Genomic DNA, 14,825 nt, shown 5'->3' on the forward strand with positions numbered 1-14,825 from the left:
CGCGTTTATCCATATTGCGCGCATCGCGAGGTCGCCGCCATTATAGAAGCGCAAGCCGGTCCCGACGCCGGCCAGAAGGCGATCGGCGTAAAATGAAACGCCTGCTGCAAACCAGCTCTGCCACCCTATATCAGGAGACATGCGTGAACCATCCCGAGCCATCGGCTCCGTTGCGCCGGCCGTTTCCCGCTGAGTTGCTGAGCGCGCTGAACGCCGCTTTCGGCGAACGCGTGTCGATTGCCGAAGCCGTGCGCGCCCATCATGGCCGCGATGAATCACCCTTCGATCCCCAGTTGCCCGACGCCGTCGTATTCGCGCGCACGACCGAGGAAGTGCAGACCATCGTCAAGCTATGCGCGCAGCATGACGTGCCGATCATCCCCTACGGCAACGGCTCCTCGCTCGAAGGGCACCTGCTGGCGGTGCAAGGCGGCGTGTCGATCGACTTGTCGGAAATGAACCGCGTGCTGTCGATCAACGCGGAAGACCTCACCGTCACCGTCGAGCCCGGCATCTCGCGCAAGCAACTGAACGAAGCGCTGCGCGACACAGGGCTGTTCTTCCCCATCGACCCCGGCGCGGACGCGAGCATCGGCGGCATGTCGGCCACGCGCGCCTCGGGCACCAACGCCGTGCGCTACGGCACGATGCGCGAGAACGTGCTCGGGCTGACCGTGGTGCTGGCCGACGGCCGCGTGATCAAGACCGGCACGCGGGCGCGCAAGTCGGCGGCCGGATACGACCTCACGCGTCTGTTCGTGGGCTCGGAAGGCACGCTCGGCGTGATCACCGAAATCACCGTGCGTCTCTATCCGCTGCCGGAAGCGGTGTCCGCCGCGGTATGCGCATTCCCGTCCATGGGCGATGCGGTGCGCGCCGTCATCGAAACGATCCAGATCGGCGTGCCGATCGCGCGCGTCGAGTTCGTCGACTCGCTCGCGATCCGCTCGATTAATCGCCATTCGAATCTGACGCTGCGCGAGGCGCCCACGCTGTTCTTCGAATTCCACGGCACCGAGGCCGGCGTCAAGGAGCAAGCCGAGCTGGTGCAGGAAATCGCCGCGCAGAATGCCGGCGAGGGTTTCGAATGGGCGACTCGACCGGAAGACCGCAGCCGCCTGTGGAACGCGCGCCACAACGCTTATTTCGCGATGCTGCAACTGAAGCCCGGTTGCCGCGCGGTCACGACCGACGTCTGCGTGCCGATCTCGCGCCTCGCCGAATGCGTGGTGGAAACCGAGCAGGATCTGAAGGCGTCGCCGCTGCCCTGCCCGATCGTCGGCCATGTCGGCGACGGCAACTTCCACGTGGCGATCCTGATCGATCCGGAAAAGCCCGAAGAACTCGTCGAAGCGGAGCGTCTGAACCAGCGCATCGTGCAACGCGCGCTGCGCATGGACGGCACCTGCACGGGCGAGCATGGCGTCGGCCTGCACAAGATGGGCTTCCTGCTCGAGGAACACGGCGAAGTCGCGGTGGATACCATGCGCTCGATCAAACACGCGCTCGATCCGCGCAATCTCATGAACCCCGGCAAGATCTTTTCCTGGGCGGCTTGAGGCATTTCCAGGCGCGGCAGCGGCGCCGCCGCCGCATCGAACCCGACGAGCACGCCGGGTGAGCGACACGAGGAGACAACCCACATGAACGCACCCGCTGAACTGACGGCCGACGTACTCGCCCAGCGCCAGCGCGAAGTCGTGCAGGCGCTGATGGCCGTGTTGCCGACCCACTGTTTGCTATATCGCGAGGAAGACACCGTCGCCTACGACTGCGACGGGCTTGCCGCCTACCGGCGTCTGCCGCTGGCGGTCGCGTTGCCGGAGACGGAATCGCAGGTGCAGCGCATCGTGCAGATCTGCCACCGCCTCGACGTGCCGATCGTGCCGCGCGGCGCGGGCACCGGTTTGTCCGGCGGCGCGATGCCGATTCGCCACGGCGTGGTGGTGTCGCTCGCGCGCTTTCGCAAGATCGTCGAGGTCGACTCCTACGCGCGTACCGCCACGGTCCAGCCGGGCGTGCGCAATCTGTCGATTTCCGAGGCCGCCGCGCCCTATGGCTTGTACTACGCGCCGGATCCGTCGTCGCAGATCGCCTGCACGATCGGCGGCAACGTCTCCGAGAATTCCGGCGGCGTGCACTGCCTCAAGTACGGCCTCACGGTGCACAACGTGCTGCGCGTTCGCGCCGTGACGATGGAAGGCGAAATCGTCGAATTCGGCTCGCTCGGGCCTGACGCGCCCGGCCTCGATCTGCTCGCGGTGTTGATCGGCAGCGAAGGCATGTTCGCGATCGTCACCGAGGTCACCGTCAAGCTGATCCCGAAGCCGCAAACGGCGCAGGTCATCATGGCCAGTTTCGACGACGTCGTGAAAGGCGGCGACGCGGTGGCCGGCATCATTGCCGCGGGCATCATCCCGGCGGGCCTGGAGATGATGGACAAACCGGCCACGCGCGCGGTGGAGGAATTCGTCCATGCGGGCTACGACCTGGACGCAGCCGCGATCCTGCTCTGCGAATCGGACGGCACGCCCGAAGAAGTCGCCGACGAAATCGTGCGCATGACGGCGGTGCTGCGTGAACAGGGCGCCACCCGCATCCAGATTTCCCGCTCGGAGAACGAGCGGCTGCGCTTCTGGTCCGGGCGCAAGAACGCGTTTCCGGCCGCGGGCCGCATTTCACCGGACTACTACTGCATGGACGGCACGGTGCCGCGCCGCAGTATCGGCCCGCTGCTCGCGCGCATCGAAGCGATGGAGAAGAAATACGGCCTGCGCTGCATCAACGTCTTTCACGCCGGCGACGGCAACATGCATCCGCTGATCCTGTTCAACGGCAACGACCGGGACGAGTGGCACCGCGCGGAAGCGTTCGGTAGCGACATCCTCGAAACCTGCGTCGAACTCGGCGGCACGATAACGGGCGAACACGGCGTCGGCATCGAGAAAATCAACTCGATGTGCGTGCAGTTCTCGCCCGAGGAGCGCGACACGTTCCACGCGGTCAAGCGCGCCTTCGACGCGCCGGGCCTGCTCAACCCCGACAAGGGCATTCCCACCCGAGCGCGCTGCGCCGAATACGGCAAGATGCACGTGCGCGGCGGCTTGCTGCCGCATCCCGACCTTCCGCGGTTTTAACTCATGGGTTTCCGCTCACCCATGGCGAACTGACGCAGCGCGCATAGCCCGCTCTGGCGGGGCTTTCCGGCGTTCACCCTGATTACCCGATGCGGGTCCGCTCCGGGTTGTCAGCGCGCTCCCGGCCGGTACAATCAAACGAAACACAATGAAGCAGGACACCATGGAAGAGGACGACATCGTCGCCGTTTGGTCCGAACGCGTGCGTTCGGCCAGCGCCGCGGGACGCGCGTTGCGCATCCGTGGCGGCGGCACGAAGGACTGGTACGGTCAGGCGCTGGAAGGTGAGATCCTCGACACGCGCGCCTATCGCGGCATCATCGCGTACGATCCGGCCGAACTGGTCATCACCGCGCGCGCGGGCACGCCTTTGCTGGAGCTCGAGGCGGCGCTCGCCGAACACCATCAGATGCTCGCGTTCGAGCCGCCGCACTTCGGGCCGCAGGCCACCTTCGGCGGCTGCATCGCGGCGGGCATCGCCGGTCCGCGCCGCCCGGCTGCGGGCGCGGCGCGCGACTTCGTGCTCGGCGCCGTCGTCATGAACGGCCAGGGGCAGACGCTGCGTTTCGGCGGGCAAGTGGTGAAGAACGTCGCCGGTTACGACGTCTCGCGCCTGATGGCGGGCTCGCTCGGCACGCTAGGGCTGATCCTCGAATTGTCCGTCAAGGTGTTGCCGCTGCCGCAGGCCGAAACGACCCTCAAGTTCGATATGAACGGCACCGACGCGGTCCGCAAGCTCAACGAATGGGGCGGCCTGCCGCTGCCGATCACCGCGAGCGCATGGCGTCACGGCACCTTGGCCGTGCGGCTGGCCGGCGCGGAAAGCGCCGTCAAGACAGCGCGCACGACGCTTGGCGGCGAAGTCGTCGATGCGGTCGAGGCGGAACGCTTCTGGGCGGGCCTGCGCGAACAGACCGACCTGTTTTTCTCGGCGATTCCGCCAAAGGCCGCGCTGTGGCGCCTCGCGCTGCCGTCGATCACCGAGCCCATGCAGTTGCCGGGCGCGCAGTTGATGGAATGGGGCGGCGCCCAGCGCTGGTGGATCACCGACACCGACGCGCAAACCGTGCGCATCAGCGCCAAGCAGGCGGGCGGCCACGCCACCATTTTCCGCACCGGCCACGGCTATGACCGCAGCACCGGCGTGTTCACGCCGCTGCCCGCGCCGCTGATGAAAATCCATCGCGGCCTGAAAGCGGCCTTCGATCCAGCCCGCATCTTCAATCGCGGCCGTCTCTACCCCGACTTCTAAGCGACGCGATGCAAACCAACCTCGCGGACTTCATTCGCAATACGCCCGACGGCGACGAAGCCGACGCCATCCTGCGCAATTGCGTGCACTGCGGTTTCTGCACGGCCACCTGCCCGACCTATCAATTGCTGGGCGACGAACTCGACGGCCCGCGCGGACGCATTTATCTGATCAAGCAGATGGTCGAGGGCGCGCCGGTCACGCGCAGCACGCAGGTTCATCTGGACCGCTGCCTCACTTGCCGCAACTGCGAAACCACGTGTCCGTCGGGCGTGCAATACGGCCGGCTGGTGGAAATCGGCCGCAAGCTCACCGAGGAAAAAGTCACGCGACCGTTCGGTCAGCGGGTGGTGCGGCGGTTCCTCGCGAGCTTCGTGCCGAACAGCGCGCTGTTTACGCCGGCCATGCGGCTCGGTCAGCATGTCCGCCCGCTCCTGCCGAAGAAGCTGCGCGACAAGGTGCCCGCGCGGCAGCGTCCGCTCGAATGGCCGAGCGCGAAACATTCGCGCAAGATGCTAATGCTGGCGGGCTGCGTGCAACCGTCGATGATGCCGAACGTCAATACGGCGACCGCGCGGGTGCTCGACGCGCTCGGCATCGAGACCGTGGTCGCGCCCGAAGCCGGCTGCTGCGGCGCGATCCGCCTGCATCTCGGCTACAACGACGAAGCGCTCGACGATCTGCGTGCGAACATCGACGCATGGTGGCCCCAGGTTGAAAACGGCGTGGAAGCGATCGTGATGAACGCGTCCGGTTGCGGCGCGACGGTCAAGGAATACGCGCACCTGTTGCGCCACGATCCGGCCTACGCGGAGAAGGCGCGCCGCATCGTCGAACTGACGCGCGACATCGCGGAGATCTTGCCGGAGTTCGAGGAAAGCCTGATCGCGGCCACGAGGCGCCGCTCGGTTCACACGGTGGCGTTTCATCCGCCCTGCACGTTGCAGCACGGTCAGCAGGTGCGCGGCAAGGTCGAGCATCTGCTGACGGCGCTCGGCGTCGAAGTGCGTCTTCCCACGGATAGCCACTTGTGCTGCGGCTCGGCCGGCACTTACTCGCTCACGCAGCCCAAGCTCTCGTATGCGTTGCGCGACCAGAAGCTCGAGCGGCTCCATGCGCAGGAACCGCAGGTGATCGTGTCGTCGAACGTCGGCTGCATCGCGCATCTGCAAAGCGGCACGTCCACGCCGGTCGCGCACTGGATCGAACTGGTCGAGCACATGCTGTCCGTATAATCCGGTCATCGCCCTCCGGATCCGTTCCATGTCCGATCTGATTCACCACCTCGAAGCGGTGCGGCAGCGCATCGCGGCCGCCGCGCACGCGGCCGGACGCGACGCGCGCACCATCGACCTGCTCGCGGTTTCCAAGACCTTTCCCGCCGAAGACGTGCGCGCCGCCTACGACGCGGGCCAGCGCGCGTTCGGCGAGAACTACGTGCAGGAAGCCATTGCGAAAATCGAAGCGCTGGCCGATTTGCGCGCCGCGCTCGAATGGCATTTCATCGGACCGTTGCAATCGAACAAGACGCGGCCGGTCGCCGAGCATTTCGACTGGGTGCATTCGGTCGACCGCTTGAAGATCGCACAACGCTTGTCGGAGCAGCGGCCGGACAATCTGCCGCCGCTGAACGTGTGCTTGCAAGTCAACATCAGCGGCGAGGCGTCGAAAAGCGGCGTGAGCATGGCCGAGGCGGTGGAAGTCGCGCAGGCGATCGCCGCGCTGCCGAAGCTGCGTTTGCGCGGCTTGATGGCGATTCCGGAACCGGCCGGCGGCATCGACGAGCAACGTGTGCCGCATCGCCGCTTGCGCGAACTGTTCGAGCGCCTGCGCGAGAACGGTCTGCCGCTCGATACCCTTTCGATGGGCATGTCGAGCGACCTGGAGGCGGCCGTGCTGGAAGGCGCGACGATCGTGCGCGTCGGCACCGCGATCTTCGGCGCGCGGGATTACTCTCACTGACCCTTGCTTGTTCGAACCCAGGCGGGCTCTCAACGGAACTTCTTTCGGACCATCATGAAAATTGCTTTTATCGGCGGCGGCAACATGGCTGCGGCGTTGATCGGCGGCCTCATCAAACGTGGCGTCGCGCCCGCCGATCTCTATGCGATCGATCCCAACGAGGACGCGCGCAAGCGCAACGAGCAGCAGTTCGGCATCCGGACCGGCGCCGCGGCGGACGCCGCGCTCGCGTCGTATGACGCCGTCGTGCTGGCGGTGAAGCCGCAGATCCTGAAGAGCGTCGCCGAGGCGCTGGCGCCGCACTTGAACGCGTCGCAACTGGCGATCAGCATCGTCGCCGGGATTCGCATGGACGATATGTCGCGCTGGCTGAACGGCCACAGCCGCATCGTGCGCGTGATGCCGAATACGCCGGCGCTGATCGGCATGGGCGTGGCCGGTCTCACCGCCACGCGCAGCGTCGACGAAGCGGGCCGCGCATTGGCGTCGCAGGTGCTCGGCGCGGTGGGCGAAACCGTCTGGTTCGACGACGAAGCGAAGATCGACGCGGTCACCGCCATCTCGGGTAGCGGCCCGGCCTACGTGTTCCATTTCATCGAAGCGTTGCAGGAAGCCGCGCGCCAGCTCGGCATGAACGAAGCGCAAGGCCGCGCGCTGGCGGTGGCGACCTTCACCGGCGCGGCGCAACTCGCCGCGAACTCGGACGAGCCGCCGTCCGTGCTGCGCGAACGTGTGACGTCGAAGGGCGGCACCACCGCAGCCGCGCTGGCGTCGTTCGACGCGAGCGGCATCAAGGATGCAATCGTGCGCGGCGTGCTGGCCGCCGATGCGCGTGCCAAGGAAATGGGCGACGAGTTCGGCAAGCAGTAAGCGCGGTTGGTGCGCTCGACGCGTTAAGCGCGGATCAGGCAGTCAGTCAGGAAAAGTGCGCCGCAGGACGCGGCGCCTCGAAATTAGCTGACGGATTCGGCCGGCGATCAGAGCGGTTAGCGCGGTCGTCGCGCTCCGCGCCGACGAGCAGTTAGAACAGAAGTGGATTCGAACCGAGGCGGCGTGCGCGGCACAAAGGCAACGCGAACACAGCGCTGAAAAACTAGAACGAAGCCGCCGCGTAATGCGCGGCGATGCCGGCAAACAGCGCGCCGCCCAGCCAGTTGTTATGCCGGAACGCCGCGAAGCAGGCCATCCGCTCGCGGTTGCGGATCAGCGTGTAGTGATAGATCGCGCAGCCCGCCGCCGCCGCCCATCCCAGCCAGTACAGCACGCCGAAACCGAGCAGTACGCCGATGCCGACGTAAATCCCCAGCGTTGCCGCATAGCACAGCATGATCGCGGTCACGTCGAAGCGCCCGAAGGTCAGCGCCGAGGTGCGGATGCCGATCTTGATGTCGTCGTCGCGATCGACCATCGCGTATTCGGTGTCGTACGCGACCGACCAGAACACGTTGGCCAACAGCATCACCCAGGCGAGCATCGGCACGTGGTCCTGAATCGCGGCGAACGCCATCGGAATGCCGAAGCCGAACGCGATGCCGAGGTATGCCTGCGGAATCGCGAAGAAACGCTTCGTGAACGGATACGAACCGGCGACGAACAACGCGGCGACGGACAGCTCCTTGGTCAGCGTATTGAGCGGCAGGATCAGCAGAAAGGCCAGCAGGGACAGGCCCGCCGCGAGCGCCACCGCTTCCCATGCCTTGATCTTGCCCGAGGTGATCGGACGGTTTTCGGTGCGCTTCACGTAGCGGTCGAAATCGCGATCCGCATAGTCGTTTATTGCGCAACCGGCCGAGCGCATCAGCACCGTGCCCACCGTGAAGATCACCAGCAGCGGCCACGACGGATGACCGTCGGAGGCGATCCACAGCGCGTTGAGCGTGGGCCACAGCAGCAGCAGGCTGCCGATCGGCTTGTCCATGCGCACGAGGCGCAAATACAGGGGAAGTCGGGCGAACATGGCGGATTCGGTGGAATGCGGAGATGTGCGGCTATTTTACGGGATGCGGGCTGCGGGGAGCTTCGGCAGGACGACGGTCACGCGCTCGGCGCCGACGCAGGAGCGAACGCCAGCGTCGAAGCCGAAATCCGCCCCGTAAAAAAACAAAAGCCTCCCGTAAAGGGAGGCTCCGTCTGGATTCATCACACACGCCGAAGCGCCGGTCGATGAATCCGCACGCCGCCGCTCAAGCGGATCAACCGCTCAAGCCAGCATCGAACGCAGCATCCACGCGGTTTTCTCATGCGTCTGCATGCGTTGCGTCAGCAGGTCGGCGGTCGGTTCGTCGTTGGCGGCTTCCGTCGACGGGAAAATCGCGCGCGCGGTACGCACCACGGCTTCCTGACCTTCCACCAACTGGCGGATCATTTCCTCGGCAGCCGGCACGCCGTCCGCTTCGGGAATCGACGACAGCTTGGCGAAATCCTTGTAGCTGCCCGGCGCGTGGACACCCAGCGCGCGAATACGTTCGGCGATCGAATCCACCGCCAGCGCCAACTCGTTGTACTGCGTTTCGAACATCAGGTGCAGCGTGTTGAACATCGGACCCGTGACGTTCCAGTGAAAGTTGTGGGTCTTCAGATACAGCGTGTAGGTGTCGGCGAGCAGATGCGACAAACCTTCCGCGATCTTCTTGCGATCCTTGTCGCTGATCCCGATGTTGACATGCTGTACGGCTTCTTTCTTGGCCATGATGACTCCTTTGAAGAGTGATACGAACCGGTCGGCAAACTAACGGTTTGCGAATGACAAACCGGAAACATCGAACGCTCGACAGTTTATCTTAGAAAGGTGCCGCGTTCGTGTGACGCGTGGTCACTTGCCGCCCTTGCGGCAAGCGCTTGAATCAGCCGCCTGACGCGTGCCGGAGCGCTTCTGCGACGATCACCGCCAGTCCGCTCGTGAAGATCGCGAAACCCACGGTCTTGCGCGCCATCCATGCCTGCCGCTGTTGCGCGCCGCGCGTCGACGGCGTGCCGCCGATGGTCGCCATCATCATCTGGATCATGATCGTGCTTCCTCGATTCGTCTCAATACCGGCGGGGCGCCGATGCGCCCCGCTTTGCTGCATCACTTCCCGATTACTTCGACCGCTTACTTCTTGCCGGCTTCCGCAAGCGCGGCCAGCGCGGCGGTCACGCCTTCGGCGTAGGCCGGATCGATGCGGCGGAAATGCTCGATCTGACGCGCGACGATCTCCTGCGGCACACCGTTGATATGGCGCGCGATATTGCCGAACAGACGCTCGCGCTGCGCGGCGTCGAAGAGCGCGAACAGCATCGCCGGCTGCGTGTAGTAGTCGTCGTCCAGCCGATGATCGTAGCGATCCACCGCGCCCGCCGCGAGCGGCGGCTCGGACGCATTCGCGTCCTGCGCGAAGTCGCCGAAACGGCTCGGCTCGTAGTTCACGTTACCGCCGAGGTTGCCGTCGGTGCGCATCGCGCCGTCGCGATGGAACGAATGCGGGTTCGGCACGCGCGCCGCATTCACCGGAATCTGGTGATGGTTGATGCCGAGGCGATAGCGCTGCGTGTCGCCGTACGAGAACAAACGGCCTTGCAACAGACGGTCCGGCGAGAAGCCGATGCCCGGCACCACGTTGGCCGGCGTGAACGCCGCCTGCTCCACGTCCGCGAAATAGTTGGCCGCATTGCGGTTCAACTCGATCGTGCCGACGTCGATCAACGGATAGTCCTTCTGCGACCACACCTTCGTGATATCGAACGGATTGAAGCGATATGCCGCGGCTTCCGCTTCCGGCATCACCTGAATCGCGAAGCGCCATTTCGGGAAATTGCCCGCGTCGATGTTCGCGACCAGATCGCGCTGCGCGCTTTCACGGTCCTGCGCGACCACTTGCGCCGCTTCGGCATCGGTGAAATTTTCAACGCCCTGCAGCGACTTGAAGTGGAACTTCACCCAAAAACGTTCGTTGTTCGCGTTGATGAACGAGTACGTGTGCGAGCCGAAACCGTGCATCTGACGATAGTTCTTCGGAATACCACGATCGCTCATCAGAATCGTCACCTGGTGCAGCGACTCGGGATGACGCGACCAGAAGTCCCACGCCGCGACGTTGCTGCGCATGTTGGTGTACGGGTCACGCTTTTGCGTATGGATGAAGTCCGGGAACTTCAGCGGATCGCGGATGAAGAACACCGGCGTGTTGTTGCCGACCACGTCCCAGTTGCCTTCTTCCGTGTAGAACTTGATCGAGAAACCGCGCACGTCGCGTTCCGCGTCGGCCGCGCCGCGCTCGCCCGCCACCGTGGAAAACCGCATGAAGAGCGGCGTTTCCTTGCCGACCTCGGCGAACACTTTCGCCTTCGTGTAGCGCGAGATGTCGTGCGTCACTTTCAGCGTGCCGAATGCGCCCGAGCCTTTGGCGTGAACGCGGCGCTCCGGAATCACTTCACGATCGAAGTGGGCGAGTTTTTCGAGCAGCCATACGTCTTGCAGGACGACCGGGCCGCGCGTGCCGGCAGTCATCGAATTCTGGTTGTCGGCGACGGGTGCGCCGGCGGCATTGGTGAGCTTGCGTTCTGACATGCGTGACTCCTGGGTGTCTTGTATCGAAACTGAATGTGGGGAGAGGCGCGGCACACTGATGCCGGAAACTTGAGCCGATATCGAGCGAATGCTAAGTGGGCACTAAGCGGACAGAGCCCGGTCGACCAGCAACGAGAACGCGACGGTGCGCATATTCAGCATCGACGCGGCGAACGCGCGGGGCGTGGCGACGGCTTGGGCTTGCTGCGAATTCGGTTGGGCCATGATGTCCTCCGGGTCTTATGGGATCGGGTGATCCGTTGGAGAAACTATATCAACCCTATCGAACTTCCGTGGTTAATTAATTTAATCTATTTGATAGGCGCGGGACCAACGGCGCCTTGGGCGATGGCCGGGCCGCCAGGATACTTGGCGAGCCGGCTTCGGCGCGAAACGGGTAACAATCAGCGGGTGAAAATCAGTTGACGGCGACCGGCAGGTCCAGCTTCTTGACGCCTGGCAGATCGCAGGCGCTGACCGCGTCGCAAATGGCCTCGATGGCGGGCATGCGGGTGAAACTCTTGCGCCAGGCGAGCACGACGCGGCGATCCGGCACCGGCTCGCCGAAAGGAACGTAGCTCAGCAGGCCCGAGTCGATGCCGCCCGCATGCGCCTTCACTTCATGCACCGACATGCGCGGCAGCACGGTAATGCCGACGCCGCTCGCCACCATATGGCGAATGGTTTCCAGCGACGAACCTTCGAAAGTCTTCTGGATGCCGTCCGCGTTCTGCGAAAAGCGCATCAATTCCGGGCACACGCCCAATACGTGGTCGCGGAAGCAATGGCCGCTGCCGAGCAGCAGCATGGTTTCCTGCTTCAGATCGTCGGCGTCGATTTCCTTGCGGTTTTCCCACGCGTGGCCCGAGGGCAGCGCGACGACGAACGGCTCGTCGTACAGCGAGCGCAGCATCAGGCCCGTTTCCGGGAAAGGCAACGCCATGATCGCGACGTCGATTTCGCCCTGCTTGAGCAGCTCGATCAGCTTGAGCGTGTAATTTTCCTGCAGCATCAGCGGCATTTGCGGGACGCGCTTGATCATCTGCTTGACGAGCGTGGGCAGCAGATATGGCCCGATCGTATAGATCACGCCGAGGCGCAGCGCTCCGACCAGCGGGTCCTTGCCCTGCTTGGCGATTTCCTTGATGGCGAGCGTCTGTTCGAGGACGCGCTGCGCTTGCGTGACGATCTGTTCGCCGATCGGCGTGACGCTGACCTCGCTGGTGCCGCGCTCGAAAATCTGCACGTTCAACTCGTCTTCGAGCTTCTTGATCGCCACCGACAAGGTCGGCTGGCTAACGAAACACGCTTCGGCGGCCCGGCCGAAGTGCCGCTCGCGGGCAACCGCGACGATGTATTTCAATTCGGTGAGCGTCATTAGGGGACCAATCAGTGCGGTGAATTCGATAGGTTCTAGTTATACACCTATAGGGTCGGTTCGCCAACCTTTTGATCCCCCGGCTTTCCCGAAGGCGCTGCTGTTTGTCCGCCAAGCGGCATCACGCTTTCAGATAGTGCTCGCGCGCCCCGAGCCACCGCGCGAGATGCTGCATCACGACCTCGGGGTATTGCTCGAGCAACGCCGCCGCGGCTTCGCGCGCCGGCTCGATCAGCCACTGATCGTTCTCCAGATCCGCGAAGCGCAGCATGGCCGCGCCCGACTGCCGCGCGCCCAGGAATTCCCCCGGCCCGCGGATCTCGAGGTCCTTTCGAGCGATCTCGAAGCCGTCGGTGGTCTCGCGCATGGTCTGCAAGCGGGCGCGCGCCGTCATCGACAGCGGCCCGGTGTAAAGCAGCACGCAAACCGACGCCGCGCTCCCGCGCCCCACCCGTCCGCGCAACTGGTGCAATTGCGCGAGGCCGAACCGCTCGGCGTGCTCGATCACCATCAACGACGCATTCGGCACGTCGACCCCCACTTCGATCACCGTCGTCGCGACCAGCAACTGCACCTCGTTGCGGGTGAAGGCGTCCATCACCGCCGCCTTCTCGGCCGGCGCGAGCCGGCCATGCACGAGGCCCACGTTCAGTTCGGGCAACGCGGCTACCAGCGTCTCGTAGGTTTCCACCGCGGTCTGCAACTGCAAGGTCTCGCTTTCCTCGATCAGCGGACATACCCAGTACACCTGGCGCCCCGTCAACGCGGCTTCGCGCACGCGGCCGATCACTTCCTCGCGGCGCGCATCGGACACCAGTTTGGTGAGAATCGGCGTGCGCCCCGGCGGCAATTCGTCGATCGTGGAGACATCGAGATCGGCGTAATAGGTCATCGCGAGCGTGCGCGGAATCGGCGTGGCGGACATCATCAACTGATGCGGCTGGAACTCGCGCACGCCGTCGGCGGCTTTGGGCGCCTTGGCGCGCAACGCGAGCCGCTGCGCGACGCCGAAGCGATGCTGTTCGTCGACGATCACGAGCCCCAGCCGCGCAAATTCGACCGCGTCCTGAATGATCGCGTGCGTGCCGATCACGAGATGCGCCGTGCCGAGCGCGGCGGCTTCGAGCGCGGCGCGCTTTTCGCGGGTCTTAAGACTGCCGGCCAGCCACGCGACGCTCACGCCGAGCGGCTCCAGCCAGCCGCGCAGCTTGCGCGCGTGTTGCTCGGCGAGGATTTCGGTAGGCGCCATCAGCGCGGCCTGATAGCCGGCGTCGATCGCCTGCGCCGCCGCCAGCGCGGCGACGATCGTCTTGCCGCTGCCGACGTCGCCCTGCAGCAACCGCTGCATCGGATGAGGCTGCGTCAGATCGAGCGCGATCTCGCCGCCGACGCGCTCCTGCGCCGCCGTCAGCGAAAACGGCAGCGCCTTCAGCAAACGCGCCACCAGCGCGGATTCGTCGCCCAGCTTGCGGCGCGGCATGGCCGGCGCCGCGCGCCTGCGGCGCTCTTCGTGCGCGCGCTTGAGCGACATCTGCTGCGCGAGCAATTCCTCGAACTTGATGCGCACCCACGCCGGATGCGTGCCGTCGATCAACGCGGTTTCATCGGACTGCACGCCCGGATGATGCAGCGTGCGCACGGCGTCCATCAGCGTCGGCACGCCGAGCGGCTGCAGATAGGCCCGCGCGATCGGCTCGGGCAGCAATTCCGGCAACGCGGTGCGCGACAACGCGTTGTCGATCGATTTGCGCAGATACGCCTGGGTCACGCCCGCGGTGCTCGGATACACCGGCGTCAGCGCCTGCGGCAGCGGCGTGTCCTCGTCGACCACGCGCACCGCCGGATGCACCATCTCCAGACCGAAGAAACCGCCGCGCACGTCGCCGCGCACCCGCAGGCGCGCGCCGATCGCCATCTGCTTGACCTGCGAGCCGTAGAAATTCAGAAAGCGCAGTACGAGCTCGTCGCCGGCGTCGTCGCGCAACTTCACCAGCAACTGGCGACGCGGACGATAGGCGATCTCGTTGTCGAACACCACCCCTTCCGTTTGCGCGACGCCGCCCGGCAGCAGGTGGCCGATCGGCGTCAGCGAGGTTTCGTCTTCGTAGCGCATCGGCAGATGCAGCACGAGGTCGATGTCGCGCGTGAGGCCGAGCTTGGCGAGTTTGTCGGCGGGTTTGGCCGCAGGCTTGGCCGCCGGGGACGCGGCTTTCTTTTTGTCCGGCGCGGCGGCGGTTTTGGTGCTGTTCGAGGTTGCCGATTCGGATGCGGATCTGACGTTGCTCGCGGGGGCTGAGTCAGGTGCGGCTTTGGCGCCGCTGGGAGTTGCCGGGTCCGGTGCGACTTTGGCGCTGGTGGCGTTGGTGGCGTTGGTGACGTTAGTAGCACCGCTCGCGCCGCTCATCGCACCGCCCGCACCAACCGCATCGGCCGCACCCGCCGCCGGCCTGCCCCGCGAGACGCGGCGCTTGGGCTCGGCGCTCACTTCGTCGGTAGCGGAGGGCAATCGGCGTTCGGACAAAGGCATGGGTTGCTTCGCAAGTACAATAT

At 65.1% G+C, this 14,825-nt stretch carries 13 protein-coding genes; 6 read left to right on the forward strand and 7 right to left on the reverse strand.

Going from position 1 to position 14,825, the window contains the following annotated elements; genetic code table 11:
• Positions 1-143: 143 nt before the first annotated feature.
• The 6 genes from ACTJLC_RS04780 to proC all read left to right on the forward strand — a co-directional run bounded on the left by ACTJLC_RS04780 (position 144) and on the right by proC (position 7,221).
• Complete coding sequence (locus ACTJLC_RS04780) at positions 144-1,559, forward strand: FAD-linked oxidase C-terminal domain-containing protein (RefSeq protein ID WP_073428301.1); 1,416 nt, start codon at positions 144-146, stop codon at positions 1,557-1,559.
• A gap of 84 nt (positions 1,560-1,643) precedes the next feature.
• A complete protein-coding gene (locus ACTJLC_RS04785; RefSeq protein ID WP_114161905.1) occupies positions 1,644-3,137 on the forward strand; it encodes an FAD-linked oxidase C-terminal domain-containing protein in 1,494 nt (497 codons plus the stop codon).
• Between the two features lie 163 nt (positions 3,138-3,300).
• Positions 3,301-4,389: a glycolate oxidase subunit GlcE gene (gene glcE / locus ACTJLC_RS04790; RefSeq protein ID WP_440843308.1), complete on the forward strand. Its 1,089-nt coding sequence runs from the start codon at positions 3,301-3,303 to the stop codon at positions 4,387-4,389.
• Positions 4,390-4,397: 8 nt separating this feature from the next.
• The gene (glcF, locus tag ACTJLC_RS04795) at positions 4,398-5,624 is read left to right on the forward strand and encodes a glycolate oxidase subunit GlcF (RefSeq protein ID WP_114161904.1); all 1,227 of its coding nucleotides are present in this window, start codon (positions 4,398-4,400) and stop codon (positions 5,622-5,624) included.
• Positions 5,625-5,652: 28 nt separating this feature from the next.
• A complete protein-coding gene (locus ACTJLC_RS04800; protein WP_083084565.1) occupies positions 5,653-6,351 on the forward strand; it encodes a YggS family pyridoxal phosphate-dependent enzyme in 699 nt (232 codons plus the stop codon).
• A 54-nt stretch (positions 6,352-6,405) separates the two neighbouring features.
• Positions 6,406-7,221: a pyrroline-5-carboxylate reductase gene (gene proC, locus ACTJLC_RS04805; protein ID WP_310130519.1), complete on the forward strand. Its 816-nt coding sequence runs from the start codon at positions 6,406-6,408 to the stop codon at positions 7,219-7,221.
• Positions 7,222-7,444: 223 nt separating this feature from the next.
• On the opposite strand, the gene ubiA is transcribed toward proC, so the two are convergent.
• The 7 genes from ubiA to recG all read right to left on the reverse strand — a co-directional run bounded on the left by ubiA (position 7,445) and on the right by recG (position 14,802).
• A complete protein-coding gene (ubiA, locus tag ACTJLC_RS04810; protein WP_114161902.1) occupies positions 7,445-8,308 on the reverse strand; it encodes a 4-hydroxybenzoate octaprenyltransferase in 864 nt (287 codons plus the stop codon).
• 243 nt (positions 8,309-8,551) lie between these two features.
• Positions 8,552-9,040 (reverse strand): Dps family protein, encoded by a 489-nt coding sequence (locus tag ACTJLC_RS04815; RefSeq protein WP_073428224.1) that lies wholly within the window; start codon positions 9,038-9,040, stop codon positions 8,552-8,554.
• Positions 9,041-9,194: 154 nt separating this feature from the next.
• Positions 9,195-9,356: a hypothetical protein gene (locus tag ACTJLC_RS04820; protein ID WP_167449644.1), complete on the reverse strand. Its 162-nt coding sequence runs from the start codon at positions 9,354-9,356 to the stop codon at positions 9,195-9,197.
• 86 nt (positions 9,357-9,442) lie between these two features.
• Entirely contained in the window at positions 9,443-10,897 is a 1,455-nt protein-coding gene (locus tag ACTJLC_RS04825; protein ID WP_114161901.1) for a catalase, read from the reverse strand.
• Positions 10,898-10,999: 102 nt separating this feature from the next.
• The gene (locus ACTJLC_RS04830; RefSeq protein WP_277998130.1) at positions 11,000-11,122 is read right to left on the reverse strand and encodes a hypothetical protein; all 123 of its coding nucleotides are present in this window, start codon (positions 11,120-11,122) and stop codon (positions 11,000-11,002) included.
• A 193-nt stretch (positions 11,123-11,315) separates the two neighbouring features.
• The gene (locus ACTJLC_RS04835; RefSeq protein WP_114161900.1) at positions 11,316-12,275 is read right to left on the reverse strand and encodes a hydrogen peroxide-inducible genes activator; all 960 of its coding nucleotides are present in this window, start codon (positions 12,273-12,275) and stop codon (positions 11,316-11,318) included.
• Between the two features lie 121 nt (positions 12,276-12,396).
• A complete protein-coding gene (gene recG, locus ACTJLC_RS04840; protein WP_114161899.1) occupies positions 12,397-14,802 on the reverse strand; it encodes an ATP-dependent DNA helicase RecG in 2,406 nt (801 codons plus the stop codon).
• Positions 14,803-14,825 lie beyond the last annotated feature (23 nt).

The organism is Paraburkholderia sp. 22099, from assembly GCF_052045835.1.
Classification (GTDB): Bacteria; Pseudomonadota; Gammaproteobacteria; order Burkholderiales; family Burkholderiaceae; genus Paraburkholderia; species Paraburkholderia terricola.